Annotated in this window: 12 protein-coding genes; 6 read left to right on the top strand and 6 right to left on the bottom strand. The window is 54.8% G+C overall.

Going from position 1 to position 17,551, the window contains the following annotated elements:
* Nucleotides 1-14: 14 nt before the first annotated feature.
* Together RID21_RS04775 and RID21_RS04780 are read left to right on the top strand one after the other, a co-directional pair.
* Entirely contained in the window at nucleotides 15-1,469 is a 1,455-nt protein-coding gene (locus tag RID21_RS04775; protein ID WP_350187418.1) for a DUF1501 domain-containing protein, read from the top strand.
* Nucleotides 1,470-1,472: 3 nt separating this feature from the next.
* Nucleotides 1,473-1,595: a hypothetical protein gene (locus tag RID21_RS04780; RefSeq protein ID WP_350187419.1), complete on the top strand. Its 123-nt coding sequence runs from the start codon at nucleotides 1,473-1,475 to the stop codon at nucleotides 1,593-1,595.
* Nucleotides 1,596-1,836: 241 nt separating this feature from the next.
* On the opposite strand, the gene RID21_RS04785 is transcribed toward RID21_RS04780, so the two are convergent.
* The 3 genes from RID21_RS04785 to RID21_RS04795 all read right to left on the bottom strand — a co-directional run bounded on the left by RID21_RS04785 (nucleotide 1,837) and on the right by RID21_RS04795 (nucleotide 5,507).
* The gene (locus tag RID21_RS04785) at nucleotides 1,837-2,334 is read right to left on the bottom strand and encodes a hypothetical protein (RefSeq protein WP_350187420.1); all 498 of its coding nucleotides are present in this window, start codon (nucleotides 2,332-2,334) and stop codon (nucleotides 1,837-1,839) included.
* Nucleotides 2,335-2,837: 503 nt separating this feature from the next.
* A complete protein-coding gene (gene amaB / locus RID21_RS04790) occupies nucleotides 2,838-4,376 on the bottom strand; it encodes an L-piperidine-6-carboxylate dehydrogenase (protein WP_350187421.1) in 1,539 nt (512 codons plus the stop codon).
* Between the two features lie 24 nt (nucleotides 4,377-4,400).
* On the bottom strand, nucleotides 4,401-5,507 hold the full coding sequence (locus RID21_RS04795; RefSeq protein ID WP_350187422.1) for a saccharopine dehydrogenase family protein: 1,107 nt from the start codon (nucleotides 5,505-5,507) through the stop codon (nucleotides 4,401-4,403).
* Nucleotides 5,508-5,695: 188 nt separating this feature from the next.
* Between RID21_RS04795 and RID21_RS04800 the strand changes: the two genes are divergently transcribed.
* On the top strand, nucleotides 5,696-7,060 hold the full coding sequence (locus RID21_RS04800) for a hypothetical protein (RefSeq protein ID WP_350187423.1): 1,365 nt from the start codon (nucleotides 5,696-5,698) through the stop codon (nucleotides 7,058-7,060).
* Between the two features lie 342 nt (nucleotides 7,061-7,402).
* Here RID21_RS04800 and RID21_RS04805 read toward each other — a convergent pair whose 3' ends face one another.
* Together RID21_RS04805 and RID21_RS04810 are read right to left on the bottom strand one after the other, a co-directional pair.
* Nucleotides 7,403-8,251 carry a secretin GspD/PilQ domain-containing protein gene (locus RID21_RS04805; RefSeq protein ID WP_350187424.1) on the bottom strand — a complete coding sequence of 283 codons (849 nt, stop codon included), beginning with the start codon at nucleotides 8,249-8,251 and terminating at the stop codon, nucleotides 7,403-7,405.
* A gap of 323 nt (nucleotides 8,252-8,574) precedes the next feature.
* Nucleotides 8,575-9,885, bottom strand: a complete 1,311-nt coding sequence (locus tag RID21_RS04810; protein ID WP_350187425.1) for a Gfo/Idh/MocA family protein — start codon at nucleotides 9,883-9,885, stop codon at nucleotides 8,575-8,577.
* Between the two features lie 819 nt (nucleotides 9,886-10,704).
* Between RID21_RS04810 and RID21_RS04815 the strand changes: the two genes are divergently transcribed.
* Both RID21_RS04815 and RID21_RS04820 read left to right on the top strand, forming a co-directional pair.
* Nucleotides 10,705-11,127, top strand: a complete 423-nt coding sequence (locus tag RID21_RS04815) for a hypothetical protein (RefSeq protein WP_350187426.1) — start codon at nucleotides 10,705-10,707, stop codon at nucleotides 11,125-11,127.
* A 107-nt stretch (nucleotides 11,128-11,234) separates the two neighbouring features.
* Nucleotides 11,235-11,531, top strand: a complete 297-nt coding sequence (locus RID21_RS04820; protein ID WP_350187427.1) for a hypothetical protein — start codon at nucleotides 11,235-11,237, stop codon at nucleotides 11,529-11,531.
* Nucleotides 11,532-12,626: 1,095 nt separating this feature from the next.
* Here the strand turns inward: RID21_RS04820 and RID21_RS04825 are convergent.
* On the bottom strand, nucleotides 12,627-12,773 hold the full coding sequence (locus RID21_RS04825) for a DUF3309 family protein (protein ID WP_145038113.1): 147 nt from the start codon (nucleotides 12,771-12,773) through the stop codon (nucleotides 12,627-12,629).
* Nucleotides 12,774-14,550: 1,777 nt separating this feature from the next.
* On the opposite strand from RID21_RS04825, the gene RID21_RS04830 reads away from it, so the two are divergent.
* A complete protein-coding gene (locus RID21_RS04830; protein ID WP_350187428.1) occupies nucleotides 14,551-17,535 on the top strand; it encodes a DUF1553 domain-containing protein in 2,985 nt (994 codons plus the stop codon).
* Nucleotides 17,536-17,551: the final 16 nt, after the last annotated feature.

Consider the following 17,551-nt stretch of genomic DNA (forward strand, 5'->3'; position numbering starts at 1 on the left):
AGGCGAGGGCTTTGATGTTGTTTGATCCGCAGAATGTGAGTCATGGTTTTTCCACGTCGCCTGTGAGCCGACGGGCGATGCTGGAGCAGAGCGTGCTGGGCATGGGAGCGGTCGGTCTGGCGGCGCTGCTGGCGGACGAGGGACTGCTTGAGGCCTCAGAGGGAACACAGGCGGTGACCGGACAGAGTCATTTTCCAGCGACGGCGAAAAGCGTGATCTTTCTGTTCATGTCGGGAGCGCCGAGCCAGGTGGATACGTTCGATCCGAAGCCGCTGCTGACGAAGCTGGAGGGAGAGCCGGTCCCGGCGAGCATTGCGGCCCGGGTGCCCAACATTCCGCGGGCGGGGCTGGGTTCGAAGCTGATGGCGTCGCCTTTTACGTTCAAGAATTATGGGGAGAGCGGGATTCCTGTGTCGAACATGTTCCCCGAGACGGCGAAGATGATCGATGAGATCTGCGTGCTGCGGTCGGTGAATCATCGGGTGCCCGTGCATGGTCCCGGGGAATGTATCGCGCTGACCGGGTCGGCGGTAGGGGACCGGCCCAGCCTGGGAGCGTGGATGACGTACGGCCTGGGGAGTGAGAGCTGCGATCTGCCGGGGTTTATTTCGATGCTGTCGAACAGCACCGGGCCGGCACCGCAGACGCCGGGCTGGGGGAACGGGTTTCTGCCTTCGCGTTACCAGGGGACCCTGGTGGACGGCAAGCGGGGGATTCCGTATACGAAGATGCCCGTCGGTTATTCTCATGCCAACCGGCGCGAGCAGCTGGATTTCATCAAATGGATGAACGAAGCGCATCTGCAGCAGCTGGGGCAGGATTCGGAACTGGAGGCGCGGATTGCCTCGTATGAGCTCGGGTTTCGGCTGCAGACATCAGCGCCGGAGGTGTTCGATCTCAAGAGTGAATCGGCAGAGACGGCGGAGCTGTATGGCCTGGATGACAAGGAGACGGCGGAGTTCGGCAGGCACTGTCTGATTGCACGGCGACTCGTGGAGCGGGGCGTGCGGGTGGTACAGTTGCGGAATGGAGGCTGGGACGCGCATGGGGCGATCAAGGCGAATCACACGAAACGCTCCAAAGCGACGGACCGGCCGGTGGCGGCGCTCTTGAGAGATCTGAAGCAGCGGGGTCTGCTGGATGAGACGCTGGTGGTCTGGGGAGGCGAGTTTGGACGGACGCCGACGACGGAAGGGAATACGAAAGGAGACCGGCGGGGCCGCGATCATCTGCCGACAACGTATTGCATGTGGATGGCTGGCGGCGGCGTGAAGGGGGGGCAGATTATCGGTCAGACGGATGAGCTGGGTTATACGCCAGTGGAACAGCCGATGTCGCCCGCGGACCTGCATGCGACGCTGTTACACGCTTTGGGGCTGGATCAGCATAAGCTTGTCTATCGGCATAATAACCGAAAGGAAATTGCGACGGTGCTGGGTGGGGAAGTGGTGAGTGAGGTGTTTGGGTAGACCGTGAATCGCTCGAAAATTTCTACCACGAAAGAGACGAAAGACACGAAAATTTTGCTGATGCAGGTTGGTGGCGTTGCGGGAGCGGATGTGGGTGGTACCGGATGTAATCCGGTATTGCCGTAGGCAACAGGAGGTTGCAGGTCAGACGATGTAAAGAGTACACGTTCCTCAACCTAATTTAATTTGGTTGGTGTCTCTTTTGTGTATTGATCTAGTGAGCTGCGACCTCTTGCTCGCTGCGCTCGGCCCGAATTGCATTCGGGCTTACCCGATGTTTTTTCGAGTTTTGGTTGGCGGGTTGAATGCTGGTTTTTCAGCACTGTCGGGCAAGCCGACAGATGGTACCCGGCGTGGAGTCGTTTGACTAGGTGTCGATCTCTTGTTGCTCGTTTTGTGTCAGGTATTCTGCTAGTGGTGAATCGGGGCTGGCCAGTTCGCAAACCAGGGTTCGGAAACGATTCATATCCGCAAGGTACATGGGAAGCCAAATTTTGTTTGAACGACTGTGAAGTATCGCCGTTTTAAGCCCAAACAGATAGTTGCACGGTCGCACATTCTCTATTTCACTCCATGTTTGCTCTCGATAGAACCCCCAAAAGTCATGGCCTCCAATTCGATCCTGATACACGCTTACCTTAAAGTATGCGACTAGAAGGGCTGATAGAGACGCTGCAGCGACTGCCATTCCAATAAAAATCACCAGAATTGCGATCAGAGTACCAGCAAAATGCATGTTTTCAACACCGCAATCCACTGCATCTGCAATCACAATCAATAGAAATCCCAGAAGATCCCAGGCCATCACCACAAGGTACATACGCTTGAATGACAGTTTGAATCTGGCGATGGGTTTCTCTTTCATCAGCCCTTTTCCCAAGAGATGTCTCGATTTTCCGAGACTTGATGGTCAGTATATACTTTAGCCATGCCTCATCGCTCAAGCAAGAAAAACGCAAACTGGGGAAGTGGTGAGTGAGTTGTTTGGGGAGACTGTGAATCGCTCGAAAATTTCTACCTCGAAAGAGACGAAAGTTTTGCTACCACGAAATTCACGAAAGACACGAAAATTTTGCTGATGCAGGTTGGTGGCGTTGCGGGAGCGGATGTGGGTGGTACCGGATGTAATCCGGTATTGCCGGAGGCAACAGGAGGTTGCGGGGCAGACATTGTGAAGAGCACGCGTTCCTCAAGCTAAGTTGAATTAGTTGGTGATTCTGTCGTGAATTGCTCTGGTGAGCTGGGACCTCTTGCTCGCTGCGCTCGGCCCGAATTGCATTCGGGCCCACCCCTGGTTTAACTTTGATTGGTTCCTGGGGAATCTTTAGATCTTCGAAAACGGCGTCTAGCGCCTTGCCGCTCATTTTTTTATAGATCGAACTTGATGCCCTGGGCTAAGGGGAGTTCGGTGGAGTAGTTGATCGTGTTGGTGGCGCGGCGCATGTAGGCTTTCCAGGCGTCGGAGCCGGATTCGCGACCGCCGCCGGTCTCTTTTTCGCCTCCAAATGCGCCGCCGATTTCTGCGCCGCTGGGACCGACGTTGACATTTGCGATGCCGCAATCAGAGCCGGCGGGGGAGAGGAACTGTTCCGCCTGGCGGATGTCGTTGGTCATGATGGAGGAGGAGAGTCCCTGGGGAACCCCGTTATGCACGGCGATGGCTTCGTTCAGATCTGTGTAGCGGATGACGTACAGAATGGGGGCGAAGGTTTCCTGACGGACGATTTCGGTCTGGCCGGGCATCTCGACGATGGCGGGGTGGACGTAACAGCCACCTGCGGGGACATCTTGCATAATCGGGTTACCGAAATGGACGGTGCCTCCCTGTTCCTCGGCGGTGCGGAGGGCTGTTTGCATGGCGTCGAGCGAACGCTGATCGACGAGCGGGCCGACGAGCGTTCCTGCATCGAGGGGGGTGCCGATCGGTAATTTGGCGTAAGCTTTCTTGAGCGACGCGAGGAGTTTGTCGGCGATGCTGTGGTGGACGATCAGGCGACGCAGCGACGTGCAGCGTTGGCCACAAGTCCCCACGGCAGAGAAGAGGGCTGAGCGGACCGTCATTTCGAGGTCGGCGGATTCGGTGACGATCATCGCGTTGTTGCCGCCCAGTTCGAGCAGACTTAATCCCAGCCGACCGGCAACCGTGGAGGCGACAGCGCGTCCCATGGGTACCGAGCCGGTGGCTGAGATCAACGGGAGATCGGGGTGTGCGGCGAGCGCCTGTCCGACGTCGGCACCGCCAATGAGCAGGCTGGAGATACCGTCTGGGGCTTCGGGGAAGCCGCGGGCGACGTTGTTGACAATCTGCTGACAGGCGATGGAACAGAGCGGCGTTTTTTCCGAAGGCTTCCAGACGACCGGGTCGCCGCAGACGAACGCGAGCATCGCATTCCAGGACCAGACGGCGACCGGGAAGTTGAAGGCACTGATCACACCGATCGGTCCGAGCGGGTGCCACTGTTCCATCAGGCGATGGCCGGGGCGTTCGCTGGCGATGGTTTTGCCGTAGAGCTGACGGCTCTGCCCGACGGCGAAGTCGCAGATGTCGATCATTTCCTGTACTTCGCCGAGGGCTTCCTGCGTGATTTTGCCGGCTTCCCAGCTGACGATGGCGGCGAGGTCGGCCTTGTGTTCGCGCAGGGCGTTGCCAATCAGCCGCACGAATTCGCCGCGGCGGGGGGCGGGGACGTTGCGCCAGGTCCGGAAAGCGGATTGGGCGGTGGCGACCACCGTGTCGACGTCACTCGGCGTGGCCTGGGTGAGTGTAACGAGCGTCGAGCCGTCGATGGGGGACTTGCCCGTCAGTGCTTCACCGGCGCCTGCCTGCCACGTATTTCCGACGGCAACGGCGACGGGATGATCGTTGACGCCGATCCGCTTGAGAACTTCCTGTATCGGATGAGTCATATTGAGCCTCACTTGCTGAATGAATTAGTCCAGGGCAAAGGTTTCTGTTTCGTAAAACTGTCCGAAGCGGTTCTGGATGAACTTTTCGAACGGGATCTGTTCCTGTCGGATCAGACCGGTGCCTTCCAGCTGTTTCTGTTGAATCATGTCGAAGACGGCACAGACGCCTGCTCCAGTGGTGAGTTGAATGGCGCTCCAGATTTCGCCGTTGATTTCCTGTGCATACATCTTACGCAGGTCACTCTTTTCAACGAACTGTCCGTTGCGGTGCCCGCGGACGGTGCAGAAGACGATAACCACGTCCTGGAAGGTGACGGGAATCGAGTGTTCCATCACATCCTTGAGCAGATCGCGGCGTTCATTGAGTCTCAGGTCCTGCAGGAGGAACTTCATGAGTTCACGATGGCCGGGATAGCGAATCGTTTTGTAATTCAATTCACGGACCTTGCCATCCATGGTGTCACAGAGCGTACCGAGTCCGCCTGACGTGTTGAAGGCTTCGTAGACGTTGCCATCAAGTGTGAACTGCTCCAGTCCTTCGAGAGGGAGGTGATTTTTAATCTTGCGATTGTGAATCACTTCGCAGGTGTTGCAGTACTCATTGATCAGGCCGTCGGTTGACCAGGTCAGGTTGTAGGCGAGCGCGTTGGTGGGCCGCTGGGGGAGGGCCCCCACGCGCATGCGGACGGTATCGATTTCGTCGAACCAGTCCATCACGTGTTTGGTGACGATGGTGACGAAGCCGGGGGCCAGGCCGGACTGGGGGAGAAAGACCTGACCCTCGGCGGCACCGTCGGCAATTTCTTTAACGGCGGCCGTTGTCTGACGATCTTCTGTGAGGTCGAAATAGTTGATGCCCGCTTCAAGTGCAGCGCGGGCGACATAGGGATTCTCCCGGAAGCTGAGCGCCGAGATGACTGCAGTGCAGCCCTGCATGAGGTGCACCAGTTCCTCGTGCGACTCAGCGTTGAGGACGCGTGTTTCGACTGAGGGAATCCGTTTCTGTATATGGTCTAAAGCGGCGGGAACGCGGTCGGCGACGCGGACATGATAGTCGCCCGATCTGCTGAGCAGAGTGGCAATCATGCGGCCGATCTTTCCCGCGCCGATGAGCAGGATTGTTTGAGACATCGCAGGTCCTCCTGTGTAGAATTCATGATGTGAGAAGTGATTTGAAAGACCTCACTATAGATTATATACGTGGAAAATCGGTTTTCTGATTGAGTTTCTGTTTTCGCAGGTTTTGACGTATTAATTTATAGAGACGCCACTTGACTCTAACATAAGTGGTAGAAATTAAAAAACATTGGAGATAAACCATGTCCAGCAAGCAGCTTACAGTTTATGACTGGGAACGGTATCCGGAAACGGCCCGCTTGATTGATGAGCGGATTGATGTGTTTTGTCAGAAGTCCGCCGATATTCAACAGTTTGCCCATGACCTCCAGACCCGCACGGGAACCCGGCTCAGGGACTGGGTGGATCACCTGGAAGTGGAGTGGTCTGATGCGCTGGCCAATGAACTGGTTGCGTTGGGCTATGAGCCGGTGATGGATGCGGATCGTCCGTTGTATCATCATCCGGCGGCGATGTTTCCGGCGGTGAAGGCGGCTGAGTCGGCGGTCGAACGTTTGTTTGTCCGCGTCGACAGTGTGGCTGATTTTCTGCTGGTGCAGCAGCGCGACCTGGACATGCCGATTGAAGGTGACGTGGGGTCCGCGGTGCGACAACGGATCGCTTTTGCTGGTGAGGGGGTTGAGCTGCATGTCATCGAGAGGCACGGTTGCCCGGTGACGTGTACGACACCGCCGGCCACTCCGGATCTGAAGAAACTGGCCGCCCATGCGGAAGCGCTGCGGTTACGGAAGCGGGACTTCGCGGAAGCGAGTTCAGGGTTCGCGCATGCGGCTTTGCTGATCAAGTCGTCGATTGCGGATCTGGGTGTGGACCGGACGTGTGATCTGTTCTTTGCCGGCGAACGGGATTACTGGCAGCAGCGGAATCTGGCGGCACGGATTCAGAAAGCCCGCCAGGATGCCATGGGTATGGGCTGGGCGAATCACGATCATCATACGTATCGTTCGAGCCGTAAGTATTTCCAGAGCCTGATTGGGATCTTCGAACTCTTGGGTTTCAATCTGCGTGAACGGTTTTATGCTGGCAAGGAAGCGGGCTGGGGTGCCCAGGTGATTGAGCAGCCTCACGCGCGGATCACAATTTTTGCGCATGTGGATCTCTCGGCCGAAGAGGTATCGCAGGACTTTGCACACGAGCCGTTCCAGGAACGGAGTGAGCTGGGGACGGTGGGACTCTGGTGCCGACTGCATGGGGAAGCGTTTCTGGAGGCGGGCATGCATCACCTGGAATGCCAGTTCGACTTCGACGCCGCGCGGGACCAGCTGGCGGAAGAGGAGGACGTGAAAACGATGAAGCCCTTTACCGATCTGCCACATTTGCGTCAGGCGTTTACGGCAGGGGAAATCTGGCCGGTGCAAGAGAGCCGGATTCAGTCGCTGCTGAATGACGGACTGATCTCGGCTGAAGAGGCGGACAAGTTCCGCGAGAAAGGGGCCATCGGTTCGCACCTCGAAATTCTGCAACGGGAAGAAGGATTCAAAGGATTTAACCAGACGGGGATTAATGACATTATTCTGGAGACGAACCCGTTGAAGCAGCAGGCTTGATGGTACCACGAATCGCACGAATTTTTTTGCTACCACGGCCAGCACGAAAGACACGAAAATTATGCTGGCGCAGGTTAGTTGCGTTACCGGAGCGGATGTGGGTGGTACCGGATATAATCCGGTATTGCCGAAGGCAACAGGAAATTGTCAAGGTAGAGGTGCGAACTGGTAATTCTCTTTCCGACCTCAGTTCAGAATGGTTTTGAGAACAAACTAACTGTTACTTGGTTGGTGGCAACACTGTCAGTTTCTTGCTCGCTGCGCTCGGCCCGAATTGCATTTGGGCTTACCCGGGGAGGGGCGAAACAGTGCTGGGGCAGAGTGTGAAATCGTGTTGTTCGATTATTCTTCAAAATTAACCGGTGTGACCATAAACAGGGTTACGGTCTCTGACTCGTCATTAGTGTTCGAGACTGTTTTCACCACCAGCGTTTCACCGAGATTCATTTCTGCCTTGGTGCTGACGCGTCGCACTGTCAGACCGGGGACCGTGGTGCCGTTGACCTGGACCGCGTTTGCAAAGTCCGGTTCTGAGATCTCAGGAGAGAAACGGAGCAGGATTTTACCATTCTCCAGCAGAACCAGATCGACTTTGCAGATGACGCCAAATTCTCTCCATTCGACTGTGGGCTGCTTGTCACCTGCCGGGACTGGGATCGGAAATTCGCCGCCACTTTTAAAGGTCGCTGGTTTCCCTGGCCTCGTCACAATCTGCGGACTGGCGTGGACCAGCTTGATTTTTCCTTCGCGTTTCAGCTTCGCGAAGACCGATTCGGCATTGCTGTAAATTGCGACTCCTGATTGAACCTGATTCAAAGGCTTCGCTGCTGCTGCAAATTCTTCTGCAGCGTCCGGGGTGAGTTCCAGAATACAACAGCGGCATAAAATCTGAGCCGACGTTCCCACCAGCTGTTGCAGTTGTTTTGCCTGTGTCTCCAATTCCGCCTGTTTCTGGCGAATGCGTTGTTTGATCTGCAGGGAGAGTTCCCGCAATTTCTCTGCTTCTGTTTTCAGGCCCGCCGCCTGCAGTTGTTCTGTTGCCAGGCGAAGATGATCGAGGGCTGCTGGCCGCTGATTAGTTTCAGGGGTGACCTGTTTCAGCAGACCCGGACGTTCCTGCGGATCAGCAGCCAGGCAAACCGTACCCAAACAGAGCAGACAGGCAAAAACAATGCGACCAAGAACCGGCATCCTGAACCTCCTTGAAATTGGACGAGCAACGGGAGGCTGGATGCTATCAGTTCTTTACAAATTGTGTCAATGTGATCTGCAACTGGACTGTCGTGTGTTAATTGCTACCACGAAAGGCACAAAAGACACGAAAATTATGCTGACGCAGGTTGGTGATTCTGTTGTGAATTGCTCTGGTGAGCTGGGACCTCTTGCTCGCTGCGATCGGCACGGATTACATCCGCGCCCACCCGGGGTTGGGGGCTTGCTATCGTTCCTTTGGAAGTGTGGTTCTGATTTGTTATTCGCCAGGCGGGCGGGCACATGGTGCCGCCCCTGTTTTTTTAGACTTCCGGTAGAACCCAGGGTTTGCGCCATTCTTCTCGGCCGCGGAGCTGGTTGGCGGCGTCGTCGTTTTTGAAGGTTTCGGTTTCGGGATCGAGAGTCAGGGTGCGGCCGATGCGGGCGGCGATGTTGCCGGCGTGGCAGAGGATGGAGGCCGGGTGACCTACCGTTTCCAGATCGCAGGCCGGTTTGCTGCGGGTCTTGATGCAGTCGAGGAAGTTGGCCACGTGCGGGCCGGCGTCACTGTCCCCTTTGACTTCCTTGATCAGCTTGCCGCGCTCACCGTACACGCGCCAGCGACTGTTGCCGATGGTCATGTGGGCTTTATCGCCGTAGATGACGGCGCCTTCTGATTCGCCGTGATAATGGTAGGGGGCCCAGATCCGCATTTCGTAGGTGAGGATCTTGGGCGTATCGCTCTGGTATTCGTAGGTGACCTGCAGAGTGTCGGGCCATTCCTGCATGTCGTCGAAGTACCATTTGCCGCCGGTCGCGGAAATTTTGGAGGGGAGCGAAATCGCGGCGTCACCCTGTGCTTCACAAGCGGCGTTGAGCGCGGCGAAGGCCATGTCGAGACGATGTACGCCGTCGTTGCCCAGGTCGCCGGTGCCGTAATCGTGGAACCAGCGCCAGCGGCCGTGGAAGCGGTTTTTATTGAAGGGGCGTTTTTTGGCAGGGCCGAGCCACATGTCGTAATCGACGGTGTCGGGGGGCGTGCTGTCGGGCGGGTAGCCGATGTTTCCCTGCCGGGTGCTTTCCCAGGCTTTGGCGACGAGGCAGCGACCGAGGGCACCGCTGCGGATGTAGGCGAGGGCGGACTTCAGGCGTTCGGTGGAACGGTGCTGCGAGCCCAATTGCACGACGCGGTTGTGTTTTTTCATGGCGGCGACCATCCGCTGGCCTTCGACGATGTTGTGGCCGTCCGGCTTTTCGACGTAGACATCTTTGCCAGCCTGGCAGGCGAGGATCGTGGGGATGGCGTGCCAGTGATCGGGAGTGCCGACCACGATGGCGTCGAGACTGTTGTCGTCGAGCAGGTGGCGGAAATCGCGGATGACTTCAGGTTTCTTTCCCTGCAGTTTGGTGACGGTGTCCACGGTGTTGCCGAGGCGGGCGGAATCGATCTCGGCGATGGTGACGATTTCGGCCTGGGAGTTTTCCGCGAAGTGACGGTTGAGAGCGGCAGCACGGCCGCCGGCACCGATCACGCCGACGCGGATGCGTTCGCTGGCGGCGGCTTTAGCAACCTGATCCAGGGAGAGGGTGGCCAGCCCGGCGGCTGAACCCTGTAGAAACGTCCTGCGGTCCATGGTGTGTGCTCCTGACTGGTGAGACACGGTGGTGGGAGACGGATAAACGAACTTTTATTATAGGAAGCAGGGATTCGAGAGCAAAAGAAAACTGGGAGATAGGTTTTTTTCTACCACGAACGGCACGAAAAGCACGAAAGTCTGCTGACGCAGGTTGGTTGTGTTACGGGAGCGGATGTGGGTGGTACCGGATGTAATCCGGTATTGCCGGAGGCAACAGGATGTCGCAGGGTAAACGATGTGAAGAGTACGCGTTCCTCAAGGTAAATTAATTTAGTTGGTGGCTCTGTTATGAAGTGATCTCATGAGTTGGGGCATCCTGCTCGCTGCACTTAGTCTTTCCCGCCTGCCTGTGGTTTGCAGATCAGCGGTAGGTTAAAATGAAATCAGTGATTTTTTGATGGCTGACTATGATACCATGGCCAAGACTGTGATACCATGGCCAAGACTGTTGAGTGATTTGAGAGCGGAGGCAGGGCGGTGATCCAAACGAATAAACTGGTTGCTTGCCAAATTGGGATACTGATCATCATTGTGGTCTCTTTTGTGACCTGCAGTCTGATGATTTTTCAGGGGATTACAGAACTGGCGCTTGTCGGGTTTTTGGGAATCTTTCTTTTCCTGCCAAGATTGCCTCGCATAATCTTTATTCCCTGGGGGGGGGACAATGCTTCCGCATACGTCACTGAATCGTTTTGAAGATCCTCTGGAAAAACTGGCTCTCATATTATTTTATCTCATTCTGGTCCTGAAAGCAGTGCACTATTTCTGCTTTAGCTGAATGGGGATATTCAGAGCAGTGAGTAATTGAATCAATTCATGAAAGCGTTTCAACCGGTATGTATTGATCGGCCTGAGTGGGCCAGGGAACCCGATGTCTGGCTGGACCGGATCAGGTTGCGCGATTATCAGCTGTTGCAGTCTCATCGCTCCTCGATTCTCAAGCTGGTCCAGAATGAAGTGGCTCAATACTTGAATACAGACGATCTGGTATTTTTTGATCCGGCTGATGGTTTTCCGGTCCTGCCACGAATGACCGGTGAGTATTATATCTCCGATGAATCCTACTCGGGAAATGTCGGACCATACTGGTTTGAGATTCGCATTCAGACTCACTTTCTGGAACGCCAATGGATGGATGGTCAAACGGATTTCGATTATCTGGGCCTGGAAGTTTGTCTGCGATATGATCCGGAAAAAGATGAGTTGGAAAGCCTGGGAATTAATTCTTCAGCGATTTAAGAGCCGGACATTATTTAGATTGCGAGTTTATTTCTTTGCTTGCTGACTCTACTGTAAAATGGTTGATGGAAAGACTCCTTATATTGCATTCCAAGTGACTGGTTTCTATGGCAATTCCGCGCATCTATGCCGACTTTAATAAACTGGATCGGGATCGAAATGCGATCCTGGTTTGTGCCGGGACATGGCGGGATCTGGAAGAACAGGGGTTACAGTTTTCTCGCGGAATGAAAGTCATCTTAAGTCAGCCGGATGATATCGATGAAGCTGGTAATCCGGATTTTCTGGAAACGCCTGCGGTGATCGACTACGACCAGGAACATCAGTACTGGATCGGACGGTTTGACTGGGATGAACTTGAATATCGATCCGTGAAAGAAAAGAGACTGCCGGATTCTACTTGAGTAATCGGTATGCGGTACCTCCTGGTGATCCGGTTGCGGATGAGGTTTTCAAATGTTTGAATGGGCCGGGCTCTCAGTTATGAATGGATCTGGTGAACTGGGACCTCTTGCTCGCTGTGCTCGGCCCGAATTGCATTCGGGCTTACCCGGTGGGAGGGGGATCTCAAATTCACTGTCGGGCAAGCCGACAGATGGCACCCGGTGGAAATTTTCTACCACGAAAAGCACGAAAGACACGAAAAAATTACTGGTAGGAGTACCAGAGATAAAGTGGGTGATACCGGATGTAATCCGGTATTGCCGGAGGCAACGGGAGGTCGCAGGACAAACGATGTGAAGAGTATGCGTTCCTCAAGGTAAATTAATTTAGTTGGTGGCTCTGTTATTCATTGATCTGGTGAGCTGGGACCTCCTGCTCGCTGCGCTCAGCACGGATTTCATCCGCGCCCACCCGGTTTGATCGTGGAATACGTGAAGGTTTTACTACCACGAAAGACACGAAAGGCACGAAAAAATGCTAATGCAGGTTGGTTGTGTTGTGGGAGCGGATGGGGGTGGTACCGGATGTAATCTGGTATTGCCGGAGGCAACAGGAGGTTGCAGGGCAAACGATGTGAAGAGTACGCGTTCCTCAGGGTAAGTTAATTTAGTTCATGGTTCTGTTATGAATTGATCTCGTGAGTTGGGACCTTCTGCTCGCTGCGCTCGGCACGGATTACATCCGCGCCCACCCGGTTTGATCGTGGAATACGTGAAAGTTTTACTACCACGAAAGACACGAAAAGCACGAAAAAATGCTAATGCAGGTTGGTTGTGTTATGGGAGCGGATGTGGGTGGTACCAGATGTAATCCGGTATTGTTGGAGGCAACAGGAAGTCGCAGGGCAAACGATGTGAAGAGTATGCGTTCCTCAAGGTAAATTAATTTAGTACATGGCTCTGTTATGAAGTGATCTCATGAGTTGGGGCATCCTGCTCGCTGCGCTTGGTCTTACCCGCCTGCTGGAGGATCTCGATTTCATTGTCGGGCAAGCCGGCAGATGGCACCCGACGTTACCGCGAACCTGCTGGGGTCGTCGGGTGGAGTTGATTCGATCAAAGGAGGACCAGCAGCAGAATGATCAGCAGGATCAGGCCCAGTCCGCCGCTGGGTCCGTAACCCCAGCTACGACTGTATCCCCAGGTGGGGAGTGCACCGATGATAAACAGAATCAGAACGATCAGAAGTATGGTCTCCAACATGATGTGGTTCCTTTGCTAAACGCACCACAGCCTTCAACGGTCAATTGGCTGTTTTCTTGAACGGCTTCGATTTATTGTTGAATCGAATAAGGCAGCTTGCGTGCCGAGGAAGGAAAAATGAGCCGAGAATATTGAAACGGGACGGGAAACCGTTGGCACAACGGGAGATCCGGCAGGGCTTTTTTTGAGATTTCCATTTTTAGTGATGCGTAGTGTGCGGGGAAACGGCGTCTGTCTGCGGGCTGGTGAACCCGACTGATCGGCGAACCGCCAGTGGAGGATTGCTGGCTCGGTTGGAGAAGATGTGTTTCCAAGGGAATCGGAATACAGTTGGTTGCTCTGTTGTGAATTGATCTGGTGAGCTGGGACCTCCTGCTCGCTGCGCTCGGCACGGATTGCATTCGCGCCCACCCGGTGGGAACCCGAAATGGATTCGAATTTTACTACCACGAAATTCACGAAAGGCACGAAAATCTGCTGACGCAGGTTGGTTGTGTTGTGGGAGCGGATGGGGGTGGTACCGGATGCAATCCGGTATTGCCGGAGGCAACAAGAGGTCGCAGGGCAAACGATGTGAAGAGTATGCGTTCCTCAAGGTAAATTAATTTAGTTGGTGGCTCTGTTGTGAATTGACCTCATGATCTGGGACCTCTTGCTCGCTGCGCTCGGCACGGATTTCATCCGCGCCCACCCGGTTGGATCGTGGAATACGTGAAATTTATTTACTACCACGAAAGACACGAAAGGCACGAAATACTTTCTGATGCCGATTGGCATTGGTGGTTGTTTCTCTACCTTACTGCTGCTGAGCCGATGGGTATGATTGTTGGATTCGGATCCAGTGGTCCGTTGGAAATGGGTTTGTGAGTTGCGAGGCGGGCGGGCACGTGGGCACCGCCCCTGCGTTTGTGGTGTAGTGCGGTTTTTCTAAGTTGGGTGTTTGCTCTTTCCGTTTCCTGCTCGCTGTGCTCGGCCCGCAGGTATTCGGGTTTATCCTTGATTTGGGGACTCTGGTTTTGGTTGTGGTTTATTGTGTTGATGATTTTGTTCAATGGCGTGTGGGGGTCAAGAGGAAATCGTGGATTGAGTGTGGGGTGAGATGTGTTGAGTTTGCAGTGAGTCTGTGTCGAACTGCGTTGAGTGTGCTGTGAGATGATTTGAAAATGGACGAGACATTGCGAACCTGTGATTTTTGTTCTGGTGAAAAACTGGAAAATTCGACGCCGATTCAGGTGCATCTGGGTCAGTTGTGGTCCGTGTTCCAGTGCACGCATCACCCGCCTCGCGCGCGAAGCACAATTGCACAAGAATATGATTCGGAGAGTGACGATCAAGTCCAGTTTATACAGCAAGTACATCTGGTCTTCAGTGGTGGGCAGGCTGAACTGAGAGCATGGTCAGCAGGAGACAATGCAGACCTTTGAATCGTTGAAAATGGAATTCGCTTCTTGTCTGTTTTTTGAAGTCTTGTTTATTTATTTCGTTAATAAAAAGCGGGGACTGTGGAATTGCAGGGAATGGGAAGTTGTGTGGGTGAAATTCCAGTCTGGAAGGGGAAAGAAAGGGAATTTTCGGGAGGAATACGAGTAAAAGTATCAAAATGCGTTGTTATTTAGTTCATCGAGTGCCTGTGGGGGTTTATAATCGACGATGATTGAAATTCAGGCCATTTTAACGTCTCTCCATCCCTCCAGGTCTGAATCAATCCATCAGAGTCTGCTTTCCCAAAGCGTATTGAGTGCGTTCATCATTAAAAGCTTCGAGAAGGAGAACTCCCTTGCGTTCTTTCCTGATTTCCTCCTGCCTGACACTCCTCGTTACTTCTGCTGTGCTGGTGACGGATTCCCGTGCCGCTGACAAGGTGTCTGTAACGAAGGTCTCACCACTGGCGGGCATTGAATTTTTTGAAAACAAGATCCGCCCGGTACTGGTGGAGCACTGTTACGATTGCCATTCGGGGGAACCTGATCCGGAGAGTGCATCGTTTGTGCTGGACAGTCGCGCGGGGATGTTGCAGGGGGGCGATTCCGGGAAAGCGGTGGTGCCTGGCAATGTCAAACAGAGTCTGATTCTACAGGCGCTGGAACACGATCCCGATTTTTACGCGATGCCGCCGGATGAGAAGTTGCCTGCAGCAGTGATTGCCGACTTCCGGAAATGGATTCAGATGGGGGCACCCGATCCGCGGAAGGGGGGGGATGTGCCCGCCCGTGCAAAGGTCGCCGCTGATGAGGGATTTGATTTTGACAAGGAGCGCGAGTTCTGGTCGTTTCGTCCGTTGACCCGTCCCGAGGTTCCGAAAGTCAAACAACAGGAGTGGCCACGGAATGACATCGACTGCTTCATTCTGAATCGGCTGGAAGCGAAGTCGATGCAGCCGGCAGCAGCAGCGGACAGACAGACGCTGGTGCGGCGGGTTTATTTTGATCTGACGGGACTGCCTCCGACGCCGCAACAGATTCAGGAGTTTGTGAACGATCCATCGCCGCAGGCGTATGAGCATCTGGTCGATCGGCTGCTGGATTCACCCCGTTTCGGGGAGACATGGGGGCGTCACTGGCTGGACCTGGCCCGCTATGCGGATTCGAACGGGCTGGATATTAACCTCACGTTTTACAATGCGTGGCGGTACCGGGATTACGTCATCCAGGCGTTCAACGAAGATAAGCCGTACGATGAGTTCATTCGCGAGCAGATTGCCGGCGATCTGTTGCCTTACGAGAACGATGCAGAGCGGACGCGGAACATTGTGGCGACTGGTTTCCTGGTGATGGGCGCAAAAATGCTCAGCGAGCGGGATAAAGAGAAGCTGCGGATGGATGTGGTCGATGAGCAGATCGATGTGACGGGCCGGGCGTTTATGGGAATGACGCTGGGATGTGCCCGCTGTCACGATCATAAGTTCGATCCGATTCCGATGACCGATTATTACGCACTGGCGGGGATCTTCCGCAGTACGGAGACGGTGCACGGCAATCGTCTGAATAACCAGTTCGTCTCGGGCTGGATGACGCGGCCGCTGCCGATCAAGCCGGAACATGCGGCTGCGATCAAGAAACATGAAGCCGACCTGGCGAAACTGGAAACCGAGTTGAAGGACGATGCGGAAGCCTTAAAGAAACTGCAGGGCGGAACCCCACAGCAGACCAAGCTGGAAGCACTGGCGGGGATTGTTGTCGATGATGCTCAGGCGCAGAAGACCGGGGCCTGGAAGGAATCGACCTATTCGAAGAACTACCTGGGTGTCGGTTATGTGCATGATCTGAATGAAGGGCAGGGGAAGAAGTCGATTCGATTCACTCCTGATCTGCCGGCTGCCGGGAAGTATGAAGTTCGCTTTGCCTTTCCGGGAAGCAGAGGTCGCTCGAAACGGGTGCCGGTGACGATTCATTCGTTACAGGGTTTAAAGACCATCTACATCGATCAGACGAAGTCGGGTCCGATTGATGGGATCTTCACTTCGCTGGGAACATTCGAATTTGCCGCCGGTGATGCGGGCTTTGTGGAGATCTCGAACAAAGAGTCTTTGGGGTACGTTGTCGTCGATGCCATGCAGTTCCTGCCCCAATTCAAGTTGCCGAAACAGCGGGAGGTGCTGGTGGCGCAGAAGCCGACAGACGGGGCTGCCGCAGCGGCACATGAGAAAAAAGTTGAAGCCCTGCAGGTCCGTGTGCAGAAGTTGAAAGCGGACCTTAAGAAGTTGAAAGAGAACGCACCGCCGCCCGCACCGATGGCGCTGGCGGTGGGTGAGCAGCCAGACCCTGCGGATTATCGGATTGCCCGGCGGGGGAATATTCACCAGTTGGGTGATAAGGTTGATCGAGGCTTCCTGACGATTGCGACTTTGAAAGAGCAGCCTGCGGTGAGTCCGAAACAGAGTGGACGCCTGGAACTGGCGGAGTGGCTGAGCCGTTCGCAGAATCCGCTGACGAGCCGGGTGATGGTGAACCGGATCTGGAAGCATCTGTTTGGCAACGGTCTGGTGCGGAGCGTCGATAACTTCGGTCACCTGGGTGAGCAGCCAACGCATCCGGAACTTCTGGACTACCTCGCGCAGCGGTTCGTCTCGGAAGGCTGGTCGATGAAGACGCTGATTCGCGAGATCATGGTGAGCAGTGCTTACCGGATGAGTTCGGACTTCAGTGCAGAACAGTATCAGAAAGATCCGGGTAACCACCTGGTGTGGCGGATGAACCGCAGACGGTTGTCGGCCGAGAGCATTCGTGATGCGGTGCTGACGGTTTCCGGGAAACTGGATCTGACAATGGGTGGTTCGGTGGTCTCGCATTATCCGGAGCAGGCGATCAACCCGAACAGCAATAAGAAGGTGGGAGCGAATCCGAGCGAGTTTCGTCGGAGCGTTTATCTGCCAATCGTGCGGGGGAGTGTGCCTTCCGCGCTGACCGTGTTTGATTTTCCCGCCCCGGAAATGCTGGTGGGGAATCGATCGGTCACCACGGTGCCGGCCCAGGCGCTGTTTATGATGAACAGCCCATTTGTGATCTCGCAGGCGGAAGCGACTGCCGAGCGGATTTTGAAAGACGAGCAGCAGAGTGATCGCGAGCGGGTCTCACAATTGTACCTGACCTGCCTGGGACGCGAGGCGAATGCGAAAGAGCAGGCCGAGGCGCTGCAGTACATCGATTCGCTGTTCGGACTGAATCTGAAAGAGAATGACGACAAGAGTCAGGCCCGTCAGAAAGCGTGGGCTTCGTACTGTCAGATTCTGTTTGCTTCGACCGAGTTTCGCTTTTTGAATTAGACTGACAACGGAAACC

The sequence above is a fragment of the Gimesia sp. genome (assembly GCF_040219335.1).
Lineage (GTDB): Bacteria > Planctomycetota > Planctomycetia > Planctomycetales > Planctomycetaceae > Gimesia.